General features: G+C 74.4%; 13 protein-coding genes. 5 read left to right on the plus strand and 8 right to left on the minus strand.

What is annotated here, in order from left to right:
• Positions 1-244: 244 nt before the first annotated feature.
• The 3 genes from C569_RS0113135 to C569_RS0113145 form a co-directional block, all read right to left on the minus strand.
• Positions 245-1858, minus strand: a complete 1614-nt coding sequence (locus C569_RS0113135) for a metallophosphoesterase (RefSeq protein ID WP_018786242.1) — start codon at positions 1856-1858, stop codon at positions 245-247.
• A 53-nt stretch (positions 1859-1911) separates the two neighbouring features.
• Positions 1912-3087 (minus strand): sorbosone dehydrogenase family protein, encoded by a 1176-nt coding sequence (locus tag C569_RS0113140; RefSeq protein WP_018786243.1) that lies wholly within the window; start codon positions 3085-3087, stop codon positions 1912-1914.
• 86 nt (positions 3088-3173) lie between these two features.
• A complete protein-coding gene (locus tag C569_RS0113145; protein ID WP_026268091.1) occupies positions 3174-4979 on the minus strand; it encodes a SpoIIE family protein phosphatase in 1806 nt (601 codons plus the stop codon).
• A gap of 142 nt (positions 4980-5121) precedes the next feature.
• Here C569_RS0113145 and C569_RS0113150 point away from each other — a divergent pair, with 142 nt between their 5' ends.
• Complete coding sequence (locus tag C569_RS0113150) at positions 5122-6048, plus strand: 2-hydroxyacid dehydrogenase (protein WP_018786245.1); 927 nt, start codon at positions 5122-5124, stop codon at positions 6046-6048.
• 31 nt (positions 6049-6079) lie between these two features.
• Here the strand turns inward: C569_RS0113150 and C569_RS0113155 are convergent, their stop codons facing one another.
• The gene (locus tag C569_RS0113155) at positions 6080-6463 is read right to left on the minus strand and encodes a PH domain-containing protein (protein ID WP_018786246.1); all 384 of its coding nucleotides are present in this window, start codon (positions 6461-6463) and stop codon (positions 6080-6082) included.
• 354 nt (positions 6464-6817) lie between these two features.
• Between C569_RS0113155 and C569_RS0113160 the strand changes: the two genes are divergently transcribed.
• Positions 6818-9160: a bifunctional diguanylate cyclase/phosphodiesterase gene (locus C569_RS0113160; protein WP_018786247.1), complete on the plus strand. Its 2343-nt coding sequence runs from the start codon at positions 6818-6820 to the stop codon at positions 9158-9160.
• An 11-nt stretch (positions 9161-9171) separates the two neighbouring features.
• Here the strand turns inward: C569_RS0113160 and C569_RS0113165 are convergent, their stop codons facing one another.
• Positions 9172-10197, minus strand: a complete 1026-nt coding sequence (locus tag C569_RS0113165) for a LacI family DNA-binding transcriptional regulator (RefSeq protein WP_018786248.1) — start codon at positions 10195-10197, stop codon at positions 9172-9174.
• 112 nt (positions 10198-10309) lie between these two features.
• Here C569_RS0113165 and C569_RS34255 point away from each other — a divergent pair, with 112 nt between their 5' ends.
• A complete protein-coding gene (locus C569_RS34255) occupies positions 10310-10774 on the plus strand; it encodes a hypothetical protein (protein WP_018786249.1) in 465 nt (154 codons plus the stop codon).
• On the opposite strand, the gene C569_RS0113175 is transcribed toward C569_RS34255, so the two are convergent.
• Entirely contained in the window at positions 10758-11522 is a 765-nt protein-coding gene (locus tag C569_RS0113175) for a DUF4386 domain-containing protein (RefSeq protein WP_018786250.1), read from the minus strand. The two genes, C569_RS34255 and C569_RS0113175, sit on opposite strands and share 17 nt — an antisense overlap.
• Before the next feature lie 90 nt (positions 11523-11612).
• Here C569_RS0113175 and C569_RS0113180 point away from each other — a divergent pair, with 90 nt between their 5' ends.
• Both C569_RS0113180 and C569_RS33715 read left to right on the plus strand, forming a co-directional pair.
• On the plus strand, positions 11613-12314 hold the full coding sequence (locus C569_RS0113180) for a TetR/AcrR family transcriptional regulator (RefSeq protein ID WP_018786251.1): 702 nt from the start codon (positions 11613-11615) through the stop codon (positions 12312-12314).
• A gap of 44 nt (positions 12315-12358) precedes the next feature.
• Positions 12359-12532 (plus strand): hypothetical protein, encoded by a 174-nt coding sequence (locus C569_RS33715; RefSeq protein WP_018786252.1) that lies wholly within the window; start codon positions 12359-12361, stop codon positions 12530-12532.
• Positions 12533-12609: 77 nt separating this feature from the next.
• On the opposite strand, the gene C569_RS0113190 is transcribed toward C569_RS33715, so the two are convergent.
• Together C569_RS0113190 and ilvD are read right to left on the minus strand one after the other, a co-directional pair.
• Positions 12610-13320, minus strand: a complete 711-nt coding sequence (locus tag C569_RS0113190) for a hypothetical protein (RefSeq protein WP_018786253.1) — start codon at positions 13318-13320, stop codon at positions 12610-12612.
• Between the two features lie 94 nt (positions 13321-13414).
• Positions 13415-15262: a dihydroxy-acid dehydratase gene (gene ilvD, locus C569_RS0113195; RefSeq protein ID WP_026268092.1), complete on the minus strand. Its 1848-nt coding sequence runs from the start codon at positions 15260-15262 to the stop codon at positions 13415-13417.
• Positions 15263-15282 lie beyond the last annotated feature (20 nt).

Consider the following 15282-nt stretch of genomic DNA (forward strand, 5'->3'; position numbering starts at 1 on the left):
CCTCGGCCCCTTTGCTCTGCAGCCATACCCGCAGCGCCGCTCCGAGCTGGGGCGGGATGGACGGGTCACCGCTCTGCACCCATCCACGCGGCGACCCTCGGTATCTGCCGCGTGGATGGGTGCAGAGCAAAGTCTCCGGCGAGGTATCCCGGTGCCGGACGGCTTCGTGACGCGGAGTGACCGGTTGCCGGTGCGGCAGAGTGGCGGCCCGACCGCCTCACGGAAGGCGACAGAAGCGGGACGGTCAGCTGGTGGGGGTGGGGCTCAGCGTGGTCGTACCCGGCGACGGCGACTCGGAGGGTCCACGCGTCGGGGTCGGGGTGACCGGCACCTCGTCGCCCTGGGCAGGGTCGCGGATGACGTGCCGTTCCAGGTTGACCTGCGACTGCCCGGTGCCGCCCACCGTGATGTCGTCGTACGCCTGGAGCAGCTTCTGCTCGTCGAAGTAGAGCACCGTCATGGTCAGCGGGGTCGGCTTCTCGCCCTCCAGGCCGCGCAGCCCGGCCCCGCCGGTGGAACCCTGCACCATCAGCGTGGTCGGCTGCTCGTCCTCGACCTGCGGCAGCTTCGACACCTGCCGGTTGTGGGTGTGCCCGGAGAGCACCAGCGGGCAGGCGCCCGAGAGCGGGCCGGCCGAGGCGGGGTCGTGGACGAGCGCGATGTCGACCTTGCGCGGCGACTTCTCGATCGTGGCGGCGAGCTTCTCGCCGACGCCGATCACCTGGTCGGCGACGGTCGAGGTGAGGCCGCTGCCGGCCGGTGAGGTCTCCTTGTCCGGGGTGAAGCGGGGGTCGCCGATGCCGGCAATGGTCAGCCCGCCCACCGTCGTGATCGAGTTGTTCAGCACGATCGCGTTCGGCTGCTGAGCTACCGCCGCGGCGGTGCGCGGCGAGTCGTGGTTGCCGCGGATGAACACGTACGGCTTCTTGAGCAGGCCGATCGAGCCGACGAAGGACGCCTCCGGCTCGCTGCCCCAGTCGGTCATGTCGCCGGTGTCGATCACCACGTCGATGCCGAACTGCTCGACCACGGTACGGATAAGCTGCCAGCCGGTCGGGTTGAGGTGGATGTCCGACACGTGCAGCACCCGGGTGGTGCCGGGCGACGGCTGCAACACCGGCAGGGCGGAGACGGTGGTGTAGAGCTTGCTGACGTTGCCGACCAGCCGTTGGAGCTGTTCGGCGTACTTGGTGTAGTCGTTGGCGATCCGCCGCGCGTCACCGACGATCGCCGGCGCGTTGACCAGCAGGCCCTCGTACCGCGGCTCCTCGATCGCCTGCGGGCGCAGGGTGCTCGCGGCGGCACCGAGGCTGCCGGCGGTCACGACCAGCGCCAGGCCGCCGGCCCAGGCGGTACGCCGGACGTCGCGGAACACGAGCGCGGCCAGCAGCAGGGTGGCCAGCACGACCGAGGCGAGCGTACGCAGCCCGAGCCGCATCACGCCGTCGCGGACGTCCTGGACCGCCGACTGGCTGGCCCGGCTGATGCTGGCCGGGTCGCCGATGAGCGCCTCGGTGCGCCCCTGGTCCAGCGAGCCGACCTCGACGGTCAGGTACGCCGGGCCGTCGTGGCTGTCCAGCAGCAGCGCGCCCAGCGGCGGGATGTCGACGGTGGTGCCGCCGCTGAGCGACGGGCTGAGCCTCAGCTCGGCCCGGAACGGGCCGATGTCGGTGCCGACGTGGCCACCCGCGTACGTGCCGACCAGGATGCCGCCGAGCGTGACCGCGAGCACAGCCAGTACGACACCGAGCCGGCGCAGCCTGTGACCCGGCCGCCACGCCGGAAAGCGGCGGGCGCGCCCATGCTCCGGAGACGTCTCGTCCCCGGCGCGGTGCTGTTCGTTCTCGTGACCGTCCATTGTGAGATTCTGACCTGCCCCTTGAGCGATCTTGGCAAACCCGGCGGGCCGGATCAGCTTCGGCCAGCGCCCCCGTCGGCGAAGACCAGCCGCAGGATACGGTCATCCTCGGGGATGGGCGTACCCCGCCCGTCCCGGTTCGAGGTGCTGACCCAGAGCGAGCCGTCCGGCGCCGCGGCGGCGGCGCGAAGCCGACCGTACCGGCCGGTGAGCAGGTCGCGCGGCTGACCGAGGACGGTACCGTTGCCGGCCAGCTCCACCAGCCAGAGCCGCTGGCCGCGCAGGCAGGCGGCGACCAGCAGGCGGTCCGCCGCCGCCAGGCCGGAGCAGGAGGCGTCACCCGTGGACCACTGCGTGATCGGGTTCACGTAGCGCTTGTCGTCGCCGCGCCCCTCGACCCGGGGCCAGCCGTAGTTGCCGCCCTTGTTGATCTGGTTGATCTCGTCCCAGGTGTTCTGACCGAACTCCACCGCGTACATCTTCTGGTCCGTCGTCCAGGCGAAGCCCTGGACGTTGCGGTGACCGGTCGACCACACCGGCGACCCGGCGGTGGGGTTGCCCGGCGCGGGCTTGCCGTCCGGGGTGATCCGGAGGATCTTGCCACCGAGGCTCTCGGCGTCCTGTGCGTTCTCGGTGCGCCCGGCGTCCCCGGTGCTGGCGTAGAGGTGGCCGTCCGGCCCGAAGCCCAACCCGCCGCCGTTGTGCGTGCCGGACTTCGGGATGCCGGTCAGGATCGGCTTCGGCGCCTGCCCGAGCTGCATCTTCGCGATCCGGTTGTCGTCCTCGGCCGTGTAGTAGACGAAGACCGTGCGGTCCCGGGCGTACGCGGGGGAGACAGCGATGCCCAGCAAGCCGCCCTCGCCTCCGGCGACCACGTCCGGCACGGTCTGCACCGGACGCACGGCCAGCCCGTCCGGGCCGGACTCCGGGCCGACCTGGAGGATCCGTCCCTTGTCCCGCTCGGTCACCAGCGCACCGCCGTCGGGCAGGAACGCGATGCCCCACGGCACCTCCAGCCCCTTGGCCAGCACCGTGGCCACCACCTGCTGGCCGGCCCCGCCGGCACTCGCGGTGCTCGACGGTGTCGGCAGGTTGGGCGGCGCGCCGGCCGGATCAGGCTCGGGCTCGCCGAGAGCGCAGCCGGCGGTGCCGAGCAGCAGCGCCGCGCAGGACGCCGCCAGCGCCGTGCGGAGGCGGCGGACACGGGGGTACGCAAGACGCGGGCTCACCCGCCCCAGCCTAGCCGGGCGGACCGGTGAACCGGGCACGTCACACGCACGCCTGTCCGCGTCCGGCCGTTCGGGGGAGTGCCGGTTCAGCCGGCCCGCAGCGCGAGCAGGGCGACGTCGTCCTCCCACTGCTGCGCGGCGGCGAGCAGCCGGTCGCAGAGCAGATCCAGCGGTACGCCCGGCCCGCCGGCACCGAGGTGCGTGATCAAGTCGGCCTGCCCCTCGTCGATCGGCTGGTCCCGGCGCTCGATCAGCCCGTCGGTGTGCAGCAGCAGCGTGTCACCCGGGGCGAGGGTCAGCGTCCGGCCGGTGCGCCGGGGCGGCCGGGCCAGGCCGAGCAGCGGCCCGCGACCGCCCGCCACCGAGACCGTGCCGTCGGCGCGGACCAGCAGCGGCGGCGGGTGCCCCGCGTTGCACCAGGAGACGCGCAGCCCCTCGTCGGCCGGACGGATCCGGGCCAGTACCGCGGTGGCGACGGTGGGTACCCGCAGCCCGCCCATCGCCCGGTCGAGGTGGGCCACCAGGTCCTCCACCGGATCGTCCCGCCCGTAGGCGTTGCCCCGCACCAGGTTGCGCAACTGGCCCATGGTGGCCGCCGCCTCGATGTCGTGCCCCGCGACGTCGCCGATCGCGGCGATCAGCTCGCCGTCGGGCTGGACGAAGGCGTCGTACCAGTCGCCGCCCACCTCCACCCGGTCGGCGGCCGGCAGGTAGCGGGCGGCCAGCTCGATCCCCGGCACGGCCGGCAGACTCGGCAGCATGCTGTGCTGGAGCACCTCGGCGACGTGCCGCTGCTCGCCGTACAGGCGGCTGTTGCCGACCGCCTGTCCGGCGCGTACCCCGATGTCCTGCGCGGTGCGCAGGTCGCTGGCGTCGAAACCGCGCCGCCCCTGACGGTTGACCAGCGTGACGGCTCCGATGACCCGGTCCCCGGCGGCGGTGATCGGCACGGTCAGGTGGGACCCGACGCCGAGCCGTTCGGCGAGCGGCACCAGCTCCGGGTGCGTGGTGCCGCGCGCCACGTCGTCCAGGCCGGCCTCGGCGCGCACCACCGGCCGGCCGGTACGCAGGACCGACCGGATCTGCGACTCCGCGCTGAGCCCGGTGGTCAGCAGCCCGGCGAAGCGCGCCAGGTCGGCCTCGCACCCGGCGTCCCGGTGTACGCCGGTGACGGTGCGCGGCCGGCCGGCCGGGTCGACGAGCGTGATCAGGCACCAGTCGGCGAGCAGCGGCACCATCGCGTGCCCGAGCCGGTCCACCGCAGTGGCCACGTCGAGTGTGCCGCCGAGCATCTCGCTCATCCCGGCCAGCATGGCGAGCCGGTCGTGCGCCTCCTCCGCGCGGCGGCGGGCCTGCTCGGCTACCCGGACCGCGATGCGCAGCCGCAGTTCCGAGGAGCACGCGGCGGCCAGGTCGGCGAGCGTACGCAGCTGCTCCTTCGTCCAGGCCCGGGGCTTGCTGTCGATCGCGCAGAGCGAGCCGAGCACCCGCCCGTCGAGGTCGGTCAGCGGCATGCCCGCGTACGCGACCACGCCGAGGTCCTCGATGGCCAGGTTGAGGCGTACCCGGGGGTATAGGCGGGCGTCGGGCAGCACCAGCGGCATCTCGATGTCGACCACGTGCTGGCAGAACGAATGGCTCAGCGGCGTCTCCCGGCGGGCCGCCCACGGCTCCGGCAGCCCGGTGGCGCCGGGGAAGAACTGGCGGTCGGCGTCGACCAGGGAGACGAGCGCGACGGGTACGTCGAGCAGGTCGCCGACCAGCCGCGCGAACCTGTCGAACGCCTCGTCCGGTACGGCGTCGAGCCGCGTCTCGTCGAGTGAGCGCAACCGGTCCGGGTCGGCGAGTGCCGGAATCGGCACGGACCTTCGCCCCGGGCCGTCCTCGCTCATCGCCACCGCCCTCAGCAAGCGGAACACCCGACCGGCGTCCCGCCCTCGGTTATACCCCGCCGGGCCGTCACGACATGCCTCGCGGGGTGTTCGTCACGGGTCACGCCGCGCCGCCGGTCGGGGGCGGATATCGTCGGCGGTCGTGAAGGCATGGATCCCGCACTCCGAGGGCCGCCGGCTGCTCGGCGAGCTGCCGCCCGGCGTCACCGTGGAACTGCTGGACGACCCGCGGCGGCTCCCGTCGTCCCCGGCCGGGGTGCGGTTCTGGGTGCCGCCGTTCCTGTCCGGCCCGGACGCCGGAGCGCTCCTGGCCGAGCTGCCCGACGTCGAGGTGGTGCAACTGCTCTCCGCCGGGGCGGACGCCTGGGTGGGACGGATTCCCGACGGCGTGACGCTCTGCGACGCCCGGGGCGTGCACGACTCGCCCACCGCCGAATGGGTGGTCGCCGCGATCCTCGCCTCGCTGCGCGGGTTCGCGCCGCTGGCCCGGGCGCAGGCGCGGCGCGAGTGGGCGTACGACGAGGTGGCGCCCACCGACGAACTCTCCGGCAAGCGGGTGCTGATCGTCGGCGCCGGCTCGATCGGCACCGCGGTCCGCGACCGGCTCGCCCCGTTCGAGGTGAGCTTCACGCTCGTGGCCCGTACGGCCCGCCCCGACCAGGGCGTGCACGGGGTGGACGAGCTGCCCGCGCTGCTGCCGGAGGCGGATGTGGTGGTGCTGCTGGTGCCGCTGACCGAGCAGACCCGGGGCCTGGTGGACGAGCGTTTCCTCGCCGCGATGCCCGACGGCGCGCTGCTCGTCAACGCCGCCCGGGGGCCGGTGGCCCGTACCCCGGCGCTGGTCGCCGAGCTGACCTCGGGCCGCCTGCGCGCGGCGATGGACGTCACCGACCCGGAGCCGCTGCCCGCCGACCATCCCCTGTGGGAGCTGCCGAACGTGCTGCTCACTCCACACGTCGCCGGCTCGGTACGCGGGCTGCTGCCCCGCGCGTACCGCCTGGTGGGCGAGCAGCTGCGCCGGTACGCCGCCGGGACGGAGCTGACGAACCGGGTGGTCGACGGCTACTGATCGCCGGTGGCGCTGCTGGCCGCCGGCGGCTTCACTGATCGCTGCCGGTGCCTGGTAGCTCCTGCCCGGTGACGGCGATCAGCCTCGGCAGTTCGGTGGCGCGTACGGCCGGCAGCATCACCACCTCGCCGTCGTCGAGCCGGGCCACCGCCCGGCCCCGGGGGTCACCGGCGAGTTCGGCGACCCGGTTCCACGGCACCCGGCGCTGCCCGACGAGCGCCCGCAGCCGCAGCTCCCGGGCATCGGCGTCGGTGCCGGCGCGCCACGCCCAGACCGCGACGGCGAGCGGCACGAGCAGCACCCAGAGCAGCCACCAGCGGGCGGAGGCCAGCGGCAGCGCGCCCACGGAGGCGACGATCGCGGCGACCAGGATGGCCTGGTTGTGACGGAAGCGGACGGTATCGGCGCGGCTCACCCTCCGATGATCCCATCCGTCCCCTCCACCTCACCCCCGGGCGTCCGCACCGCCCCATCAGGCCACCCGCCGCGCCCGCTCTTTCGCGCCCGCCCTCTTGCGCCTGGCCACTCCGCCGCCAGATGTTGATGTGATGGACGTCACTGGTGCGGTGACGTCACCGGGCGCGTCCGGAATCGTTTCTAGGCGTGGCCGCAGCGGTCCCCGCCGATGCGTTCCCGCCCCGCTCCGGCTCCGCACGTCGTACCGCGCACCGCAACCGCACCGCCCCCGTGCCCCCTCACGAAGGCGACCGCCGTGCCCGTCCCTCCTCCCGCCGATCCCCGTCGGCGATCAGCCCTGCCCGATGTCGTCGTGTCGCTCACCGGCGCGACTTTTCTCCTGGCCGGCGTCGCCGGTGTCCTGCCCGGCCCCTCCGCCGCCGCGCTCGCCGTCGCCGGAGGCTTCGCTCTCGCCTGCGTCCGGCTCGCCTGGCTCGCCGGCGGCGCCACCCCGCCCGACCGTCCCGCGCCGACGGACCGCTGCGCGCCGACGGACCGCCCTGCGCCGACGGACCGCCCTGCGTCGACCGGCCGTCCTGCGTCGCCAGGTCGTCCCGCACCGGCAGCCGGAGCGCCGTATCTCACCGTCACGCACGACGCGGCGGCGCTCGACCCGAGGACCGGGCGGCGGGCTCGCCGGGCAGCGCTGTCCCGCCGGGTCGCGGCCGTCCTGGACGGCGCCGTCCTGGTCGCCGGGCTCACCGTCGCGGTGCTGCCGCTGAGCGACCCCGCCCACCGGCTGCCGATCGCGCTGGCCGGGCTGTGCCTCACCGGGCCGCTGCACGTGGTGGGCCTGCTGCGCCTGCCGGGCCGGTCGCGGCTGTCCGGCCCGGAACTGGTGCGCCGTACCGTCGACGTGCTGGCGCTCGGCGTCAGCCTGGTCTTCGCGGGCTGGATGCTGCTGCCGAACGGCCCGGTCCCGGGCGTCGCCGGGGTCGTCGCGGCAGGCGGCGCGGTGGTGCTCGCCGTGCTCGCCGTGGCGGCCGTCGCCGAACGCCGCCGCCGGCCGGGCGCCGCGCGCTGCCACGCCGGGACCGTGCTGACGCTCGGCGGGCTGACGCTGCTCGTGGTGCTGCTGGCGTACGACGCGCCGGACCGGGCGCTGCCGCTCGTCTCGGCACCGCTGGTGGCCGGGGCGCTGCTCACCGCCTCCGGCGCCCGGCGCACCTCGGGCGGCGAACGGCCGGGCCGGGACGCGGCGCCGGCCGCCTGGCCCCGCCTCACCGCGCCGGCCGGGATCGCCGCGCTGGCCGCCGGAATCCACCTGGGCACGGCCGGTGAGTTCAGCACCGGCGCGATGGCCCTGGGCCTGGCCGTCATTCCGCCGATCATGGTGGGTGAGCTGCTCGCCGCCGCCGACCAGCGCCGCCGCGTGCAGCGGCTCGCGGCCCGTGAGGCGTGGTTGCGGCGCCGGCTCGGACCGGACGCCCGGTCGGCCGGGCCGGTGTGCCTGACGCGCGCGGATCTGGTCCGGGCGATGGCGGAGCGCAGTGGTGGCGCGCTGCTCGTCGTGGACCTGCACGGGGTGGGCGGCGCCGTGGCGGAGCGGCCGGTGCTGGCCGAGGCCGCGCGCCGGCTGCGGGCGGGCTCCGAGACGCGCGATCTGGTCGCCCGGCTCGGCGACTCCGAGTACGCCGTCCTCACCGATCTCGGACCGGTGCTCGCGTACGCGCTCGGCCTGCGGCTGCTGGCGGCGCTGACCGACCCGTACCCCCGGCCGGGAGGCGTCGCCCGGCTCGGGGTGAGCGTCGGGCTGGCCGAGACCGGCGGCGGTGATCCGGGGGACGTGCTGCGGCAGGCGGACCTGGCCCGCCGCCGGGCGGTGCAGCTCGGCCGGGACCGCGTCGAGTGGTACGACGCCTACCTGGAGGAGCAGCTGGTCCGCCGCCTGGATCTGGAGCGGGAGCTGCCCGGCGCGGTGGCGCGCGGTGAGCTGGACCTGGTCTACCAGCCGGTGGTGGCGCTCGCCGACCGGACGCCGGTGGGCACCGAGGCGTTGCTGCGCTGGCGCAGCCCGGCGCTGGGCACCGTGCTCCCGGCCGAGCTGCTGCCGGTGGCGGCCGACCTCGACCTGACCGGCGAGATCGGGCGGTGGGTGCTGGACCGGGCCTGCCGTCAGCTCGCCGCGTGGTCGGAGGGCGGCCGCGAGCTGTGGATGGCGGTCAACGTGACGCCGCGCGAGCTGGCCGCGCCGGACTTCGTGGCGCGTACCGCGACGGCGCTGGCTGCGTACGACGTGGTGCCGGAACGGCTGGTGGTGGAGGTGGCCGAGCCGGTGGTGGGCGCGGAACTGTCCACAGTGGTGGCCCGGCTGTCCGGTCTGCGGTCGGTCGGTGTGCGGATCGCGCTCGACGACTTCCGGGCCGAGCACGCCTCGCTCGCGCAGCTCCGCCGGCTGCCGATCGACCTGCTCAAGGTGGGCCCGCACCTGGTCGGCCCGGGCGGGGACGGACGACGTCCGCTGATCGACGTGGTGGCGAACCTGGCCGACCGGCTCGGCGTGGACCTGGTGGTCGAGGAGCTGGAGTCGGAGGGGCAGGTGGCCGGCGCGCGGCGGGCCGGCTGCCGGTACGGCCAGGGCTTCGCGTTGGCCCGCCCGGCGACCGCCGAGCGGGTCGAGGCGTGGTTCGAGGAGTACCCGTCCACCGCCCGGTGAGCTGAACCGGCTCAGTAGCTCGTCGTACGAGGTGGGGCGGTGCTGCCGCGCGGCGTCAGGTGCGCGGTCTCGTCCTGCACGACGGCGGCCGGCTCGCCCGCGATCACGGCCAGGAGTTGCCGGGCGGCATGCGCGCCGTACGCCGGGATGTCCCGGCCCAGCGCGGTCAGCGGCGGGTGCACCAGGCGGCAGAGCGGTGAGTCGTCCCAGGCCACGATGGACAGGTCGGCGGGCACTGTGAGGCCCATCTCCTGGGCCACCGAGAGCCCGGCGATCGCCATCACGTCGTTGTCGTAGATCACCGCGGTCGGGCGGCCGGCGGAACTGAGCAGCCGGCGGGTGGCGCGCGCGCCCTCCTCGCCGGTGTAGTCGGACCAGACGGTGGTCGCCTCGTCCAGCCCGAGCCGCCGGCACACGCCGGTGAACGCCTCGGTGCGGATCTCGGTGTGCAGCAGCGAGGGCAACCCGCCCACCCGGGCGATGCGACGGTGACCGAGCGCGACCAGGTATTCCACGGTCTCGACCAGGGCCGCAGCGTCGTCGGCCCAGACACTCGCCAGGCCGCCGGTGTGCCCGGGCCCGCCGATCACCACCGCCGGCAGTTGCAGTTCCTCCAGCGCCGGCACGCGCCGGTCGTCGGTGCGCAGGTCGCAGACGAGCACGCCGTCGACCCGGCGTTCGGCCCACCACCGCCGGTAGACCGCGATCTCGGCCTCCTGGTCGCTGACCACCTGGAGGGTGAGCGCGTACGAGCGGGCCGACAGTTCGGCCTCGACGCCGCTGATCAGCTCCATGAAGAACGGCTCGATGCCGAGTATCCGGGCGGGGCGGCACAGCGCCAGGCCGACCGCCTTGGCGGTGGCGCCGGACAGCGCGCGGGCGGCGCTGCTCGGACGGAACCCGATCTCGGCGGCGATGGCGAGGATCCGCCGGCGGGTCGCGTCGGAGACCCCGGGCTGTCCGTTGAGCGCGTACGACACCGCACCCTTCGAGACCCCGGCGCGCCGGGCGACGTCGGCGATGGTCGGCCGCTTCACCGCAGCGTTCCTCCACTGTGTCCGGCCCTCGCGGGCGCTCTCGTCCGCCGGGTCACCGGCGTCTGGTGACGCTACTGCACGCCGCGCCGGCCACTTTGTGTCACCGACTGTGGTGACTGACGGTTCCGGCTGCCGTCGCTCCGCCGGAGATCGCCGGGACGGCGGTGCCGGCGACACTCCCCGGGGCCTGCACGCCTGGTCCACCGCCCGGTTCGCGTCGGTCCGGCCGGTGGTCACGGTGGCCGGTGGCACCGGCCGGGTCGAGCCGCACGCCGAGGTCGAGCGGGCCGCCGACGAGCCGCCGACCGTACGCGCCGCGGTCGCCGGGGTCACCGCTGAGGTCGCCGTACCGGCGGGGGAGCGGACCGCCGTCGTGACACTCACCGTCGCGGAGCGCGCGCTGTGGTTCTTCGCCGAGGACCGCGACGCGCGGTGGCCGGCGGCGCAGGTGGACCGGGCGCTGGTGACGCTGCTGCCGGGGGAGAGCGCGACGTTCACCGTGCACGCGCCCGGCCCGCTCGACGCGGACGCGCTCACCCGACGCCCGGTCCTGCACTGCGTCAACGACCTCGTCTGAGCGTCGTCCGGGCGCTCGGCGGCGCACTCGCCTCCTCGCGCTTCCGCGCGCCTGCGGTCGTCTCCGCGCGCTTCCGCGCGCCTGCGGTCGTCTCCGCGTGGTTCCGCACGCCGAAGACGATCAGATAGCCGAGGATCCACAACTCGCCCACTGTCGCGGGGACCACCAGCAGGTCGCCGGCGATCCCGGCGCCGGGGGCGAGGTACGCGACGAACGTCATGAGGACGTAGCTGACGCCACCGGCGACGAGGACCCAGCCCAGCGGCCGGGGCAGCCAACCCGACCGGAGCACGCACCAGCCCATCGGCACCAGCCAGAGCCCGAAGAAGAGCCCACCCACCTCCCACAGGTTTCCGCTGACCAGGTAGAGCAGCTGGATGGTGCCGGCGTCGGCCGGCCCGTCGGTCGCGACCTGCAGCGCCGTCGCGAGGACGGCGGCGCTGCCGAGGATCGCGACGGCGTTGACGAGCCCGAAGGCGGCGATGCTGCCCGCGGCGGTGCCGTCGACCGTGCGGAACAGCCGGTAGAACCAGACGGCGGTGAGCGTCTGGGTGAGGACGACGAGCAGTTCGAGGGCGATGCCGGCGCGTGCCAGCGACTCGTGGGCCACCAGGTTGGCGAGCGTCGTGGCGGCGTCGCCGGCGTCGAAGATCATGGACCGGGCGGTGAGGAACCCCAGGGCGGCGCTGACGGCGAGCCCGAGGTAGAACAGCCCGGTCGCGCGGGCGGTGCGGATCAGCTGTGGCATGGCGGCTCCTAGGGGTGTGCGACGCGCCGTCGCTGGGGAACGGCTGCCTTACGTCGTAAGGCAGACCATACGTTGTAAGGTCAAGAGGAGATGGAGAGCCGGATGGGAGCGCGGAAACCGCGGGACCCGCTCAGCCGCGAGCGCGTCCTGGTCAGCGCGATCGCCCTGGTCGACGCCGAGGGGATGGCGGCGCTCACGATGCGCCGGCTCGCCGCCGAACTCGGTGTCGAGGCGATGTCGCTCTACCACCACCTGCCCGGCAAGGGCGGGCTGCTCGACGGCCTTGTGGACGCTGTCGTCACCGAGATCACCTCAGCCGCCGACCGGGCCGAGGCGGACGCGGCCCGCGCGGACTGGCGGGCCCGGCTGCGGCTGCGCTTCCTCGGAGCGCGTGCGGTCATGCTGCGGCACCCGTGGGCCCCCGCGCTGCTCACCGGCCGTCCGGCCGTCCCTGCCGGGTTGTACGTCTACTACGACGGCATCGTCGCCACACTCGTCGACGGCGGCTTCTCGTACCGGATCGCCCACCGGGCGCTGCACGCCTTCGGCAGCCTGGCGCTCGGCTTCTCGCAGGAGGTGTTCCAGCCGTCGGCGGGTGAGGAGACCGACGCGGAGGCCGAGGAAGCCGAGATGGTGGCGCTGGCCGAACGACTGCCGCACCTGGCCGCCATGGTCGCCGCCGAGACGCACGACGCGGCGGACCCGACGCTCGGCTGGTGCGACAGTCAGACCGAGTTCGAGTTCACCCTCGACCTGCTCTTCGACGGCCTGGAGCGGCACCGGCCGCGCTGACGTCCCGGCGGGTTCGGGCGGCACCTGCGGGGTACCAGGACGGCATGACTGATCCGGTTGAACTGTCCGACCTGCACGCCGGAGGCGCCGACCCCGACGACGTCACCCCCGAGGACCCGCACGCGGACCTGGACGGCACCGACGAGAACTCGCCCGCGGAGTTCGGCCTGCCCGTCGACGGCACCGCACCGGCCGAGGAGGACCCCACCCAGCGGTGAGTGGAACGCCATGGGTGTCAAAAGGGTCCGTAGACACCCATGGCGTTCCACCCGGTGGCGGTGGAGGCCGCGGGGCGCTAGTTGGGCAGGGCGGCGAGGCCGGACAGTAGTTCCCACCGCTCGGCCTCGGTCAGCGCCGCGTACGCCGGTTCGTCGCGGCGATCGGTGTCCGCCTCGATCGCCGCGCGTCGCGGGCCGTCCGGCAGCGCGCGGATCTCGTCGGCGGTCAGCCCGGCGGCCCGCCACGCGGCCCGGTGCGCGTCGGCGCGGTGGTGCCGCAGCGAGCCCAGCCGGGTGACGAGCAGCAGCGCCGGGGAGGCGCCCTCCGGCTCGTACGGCGGGGACATCGCCCGGAACACCGGCCCGCCGCTGGCCTGCGCGTGCGTCAGCACCCGGCCGACCAGGTCGGCGAGGCGGGGCACGACGCTCAGCCCGGGCAGCACCCCGGGCAGCATGGTCCACAGTTCCTCGGCGGCCTCACCGGTCGCCCGCTGGGCGAACAGCGTCAGCTCGCGGCCCAGCTCGGTGAGGTGCCAGGCGCCGTCGGCGTCCCGGACGACGACGCCCTGCTCCAGCTCCTCGGCCATGCTTCCGGACGTGTAGACCAGGCCGTCGGCCAGCGCCTCGGCGGGCATCGGCCGGGCCAGCACCCCGGAGAAGAAGCTGCTCTCCGCGCCGAGTGTGCAGCCCCGCTCGGCGTAGAACGCCTCCATCCGGGCGCGGGCTGCCCAGCGGGCGCCCACGTAGACCCGGTCGATCGCCGGCCGGACCAGTCGCGCGTAACTCACAGTCGTCTCCACGCCGCCGGACCCTACCGGCGCGCGGGCGTTAAGAAGGGCCCCCTCCTCTACCGGAGGCGTTAAGAAGGGGCCCTTCCTTACGTCACTCGGGGACGCGGCGGTAGGCGCCGTCGCTGGCCGAGGTCGCCATCGACGCGTACGCGCGCAGCGCCGCCGACACCGGACGCTGCCGGTCGACAGGGGTGTACGGGCGGTCCCGCTTCTCCTCGGCCACCCGGCGCGCCTCAAGCTCGTCGGCGGGCACATTCAGCTCGATCGACCGGCCCGGGATGTCGATGACGATCTCGTCGCCCTCGCGGACCAGCGCGATCAGCCCGCCGGAGGCCGCCTCCGGGGAGACGTGCCCGATGGACAGGCCGGAGGTGCCGCCGGAGAACCGGCCGTCGGTCAGCAGCGCGCAGGAGCGCCCCAGCCCACGGCCCTTGAGGAACGAGGTGGGGTAGAGCATCTCCTGCATGCCGGGGCCGCCCTTCGGGCCCTCGTACCGGATCACCACCACGTCCCCGGCGACGATCTCCTTGGCGAGGATCGCGGTCACCGCGTCGTCCTGAGACTCGTAGACCTTGGCCGGGCCGCGGAAGATCAGGCACTCCTCGGGCACACCGGCGGTCTTCACCACGCACCCGGCCGGCGCGAGGTTGCCGTGCAGGATGGCCAGGCCGCCGTCGGCGCTGTAGGCGTGCTCGGAGTCCCTGATGCAGCCGCCGGCCGCGTCGGTGTCCAGCGACGACCAGCGGTTGGTGGTGGAGAACGGCTCGGTCGTGCGCACCCCGCCCGGCGCGGCGTGGAACAGCTCGACCGCCTCTCGGGTGGCCGAGCCGCCCCGGACGTCCCAGTCGGCCAGCCACCGGTCCAGGGTGGGGGAGTGGACCGCGCGCACGTCGCGGTGCAGCAGCCCGGCGCGGTCCAGTTCGCCGAGAATGGCCGGGATGCCGCCGGCCCGGTGCACGTCCTCCATGTGGTACTGCGGCGAGTTCGGGGCGACCTTGGCCAGGCACGGCACCCGGCGGGAGATCGCGTCGATGTCGGCGACGCCGAAGTGCAGCTCCGCCTCGCGGGCGGCGGCGAGCAGGTGCAGCACCGTGTTCGTGGAGCCGCCCATCGCCACGTCGAGGGCGACCGCGTTCTCGAACGCCTCCCGGCCGGCGATCGAGCGCGGCAGCACGGAGGCGTCGTCGTTGTCGTACCACTGCTTGGCGATCTCGACGATGGTGCGCCCGGCCTCGACGAACAGCGACCGCCGCGCGGCATGGGTGGCCAGCGTCGACCCGTTGCCGGGCAGCGCCAGGCCGATGGCCTCGGTGAGGCAGTTCATCGAGTTGGCGGTGAACATGCCGGAGCAGGAGCCGCAGGTCGGGCACGCGGAGCGCTCGATCTCGCCGAGCTGGTCGTCGGTGACGGCCTCGTTCGAGGAGGCGATCATGGCGTCGATCAGGTCGATTTTGCTGTGCACCACGCCCTCGATCGCCACCGTCTTGCCGGCCTCCATCGGGCCGCCGGAGACGAAGACGGTCGGGATGTCGAGCCGCAGCGCGGCGAGCAGCATGCCCGGAGTGATCTTGTCGCAGTTGGAGATGCAGACCAGGGCGTCCGCGCAGTGCGCGTTGACCATGTACTCCACCGCGTCGGCGATCAGCTCCCGGCTGGGCAGCGAGTAGAGCATGCCGCCGTGGCCCATGGCGATGCCGTCGTCCACGGCGATCGTGTTGAACTCCCGGCCGACGCCGCCGGCCTCGGCCACCGCGTCGGCGACCAGGCCGCCGAGGTCCTTGAGGTGGACGTGGCCGGGTACGAACTGGGTGAAACTGTTCGCGATGGCGACGATCGGCTTGCCGAAGTCGTCGTCGGTCATCCCGGTGGCCCGCCACAGGGCCCGGGCGCCGGCCATCGTCCGACCGTGGGTGGAGGTCCTCGACCGCAGCTCAGGCATGACAACCAGTCTGACACCAT

This window comes from Micromonospora sp. CNB394 (genome assembly GCF_000374985.1).
In the GTDB taxonomy this organism is placed as follows: Bacteria; Actinomycetota; Actinomycetes; order Mycobacteriales; family Micromonosporaceae; genus Micromonospora; species Micromonospora marina.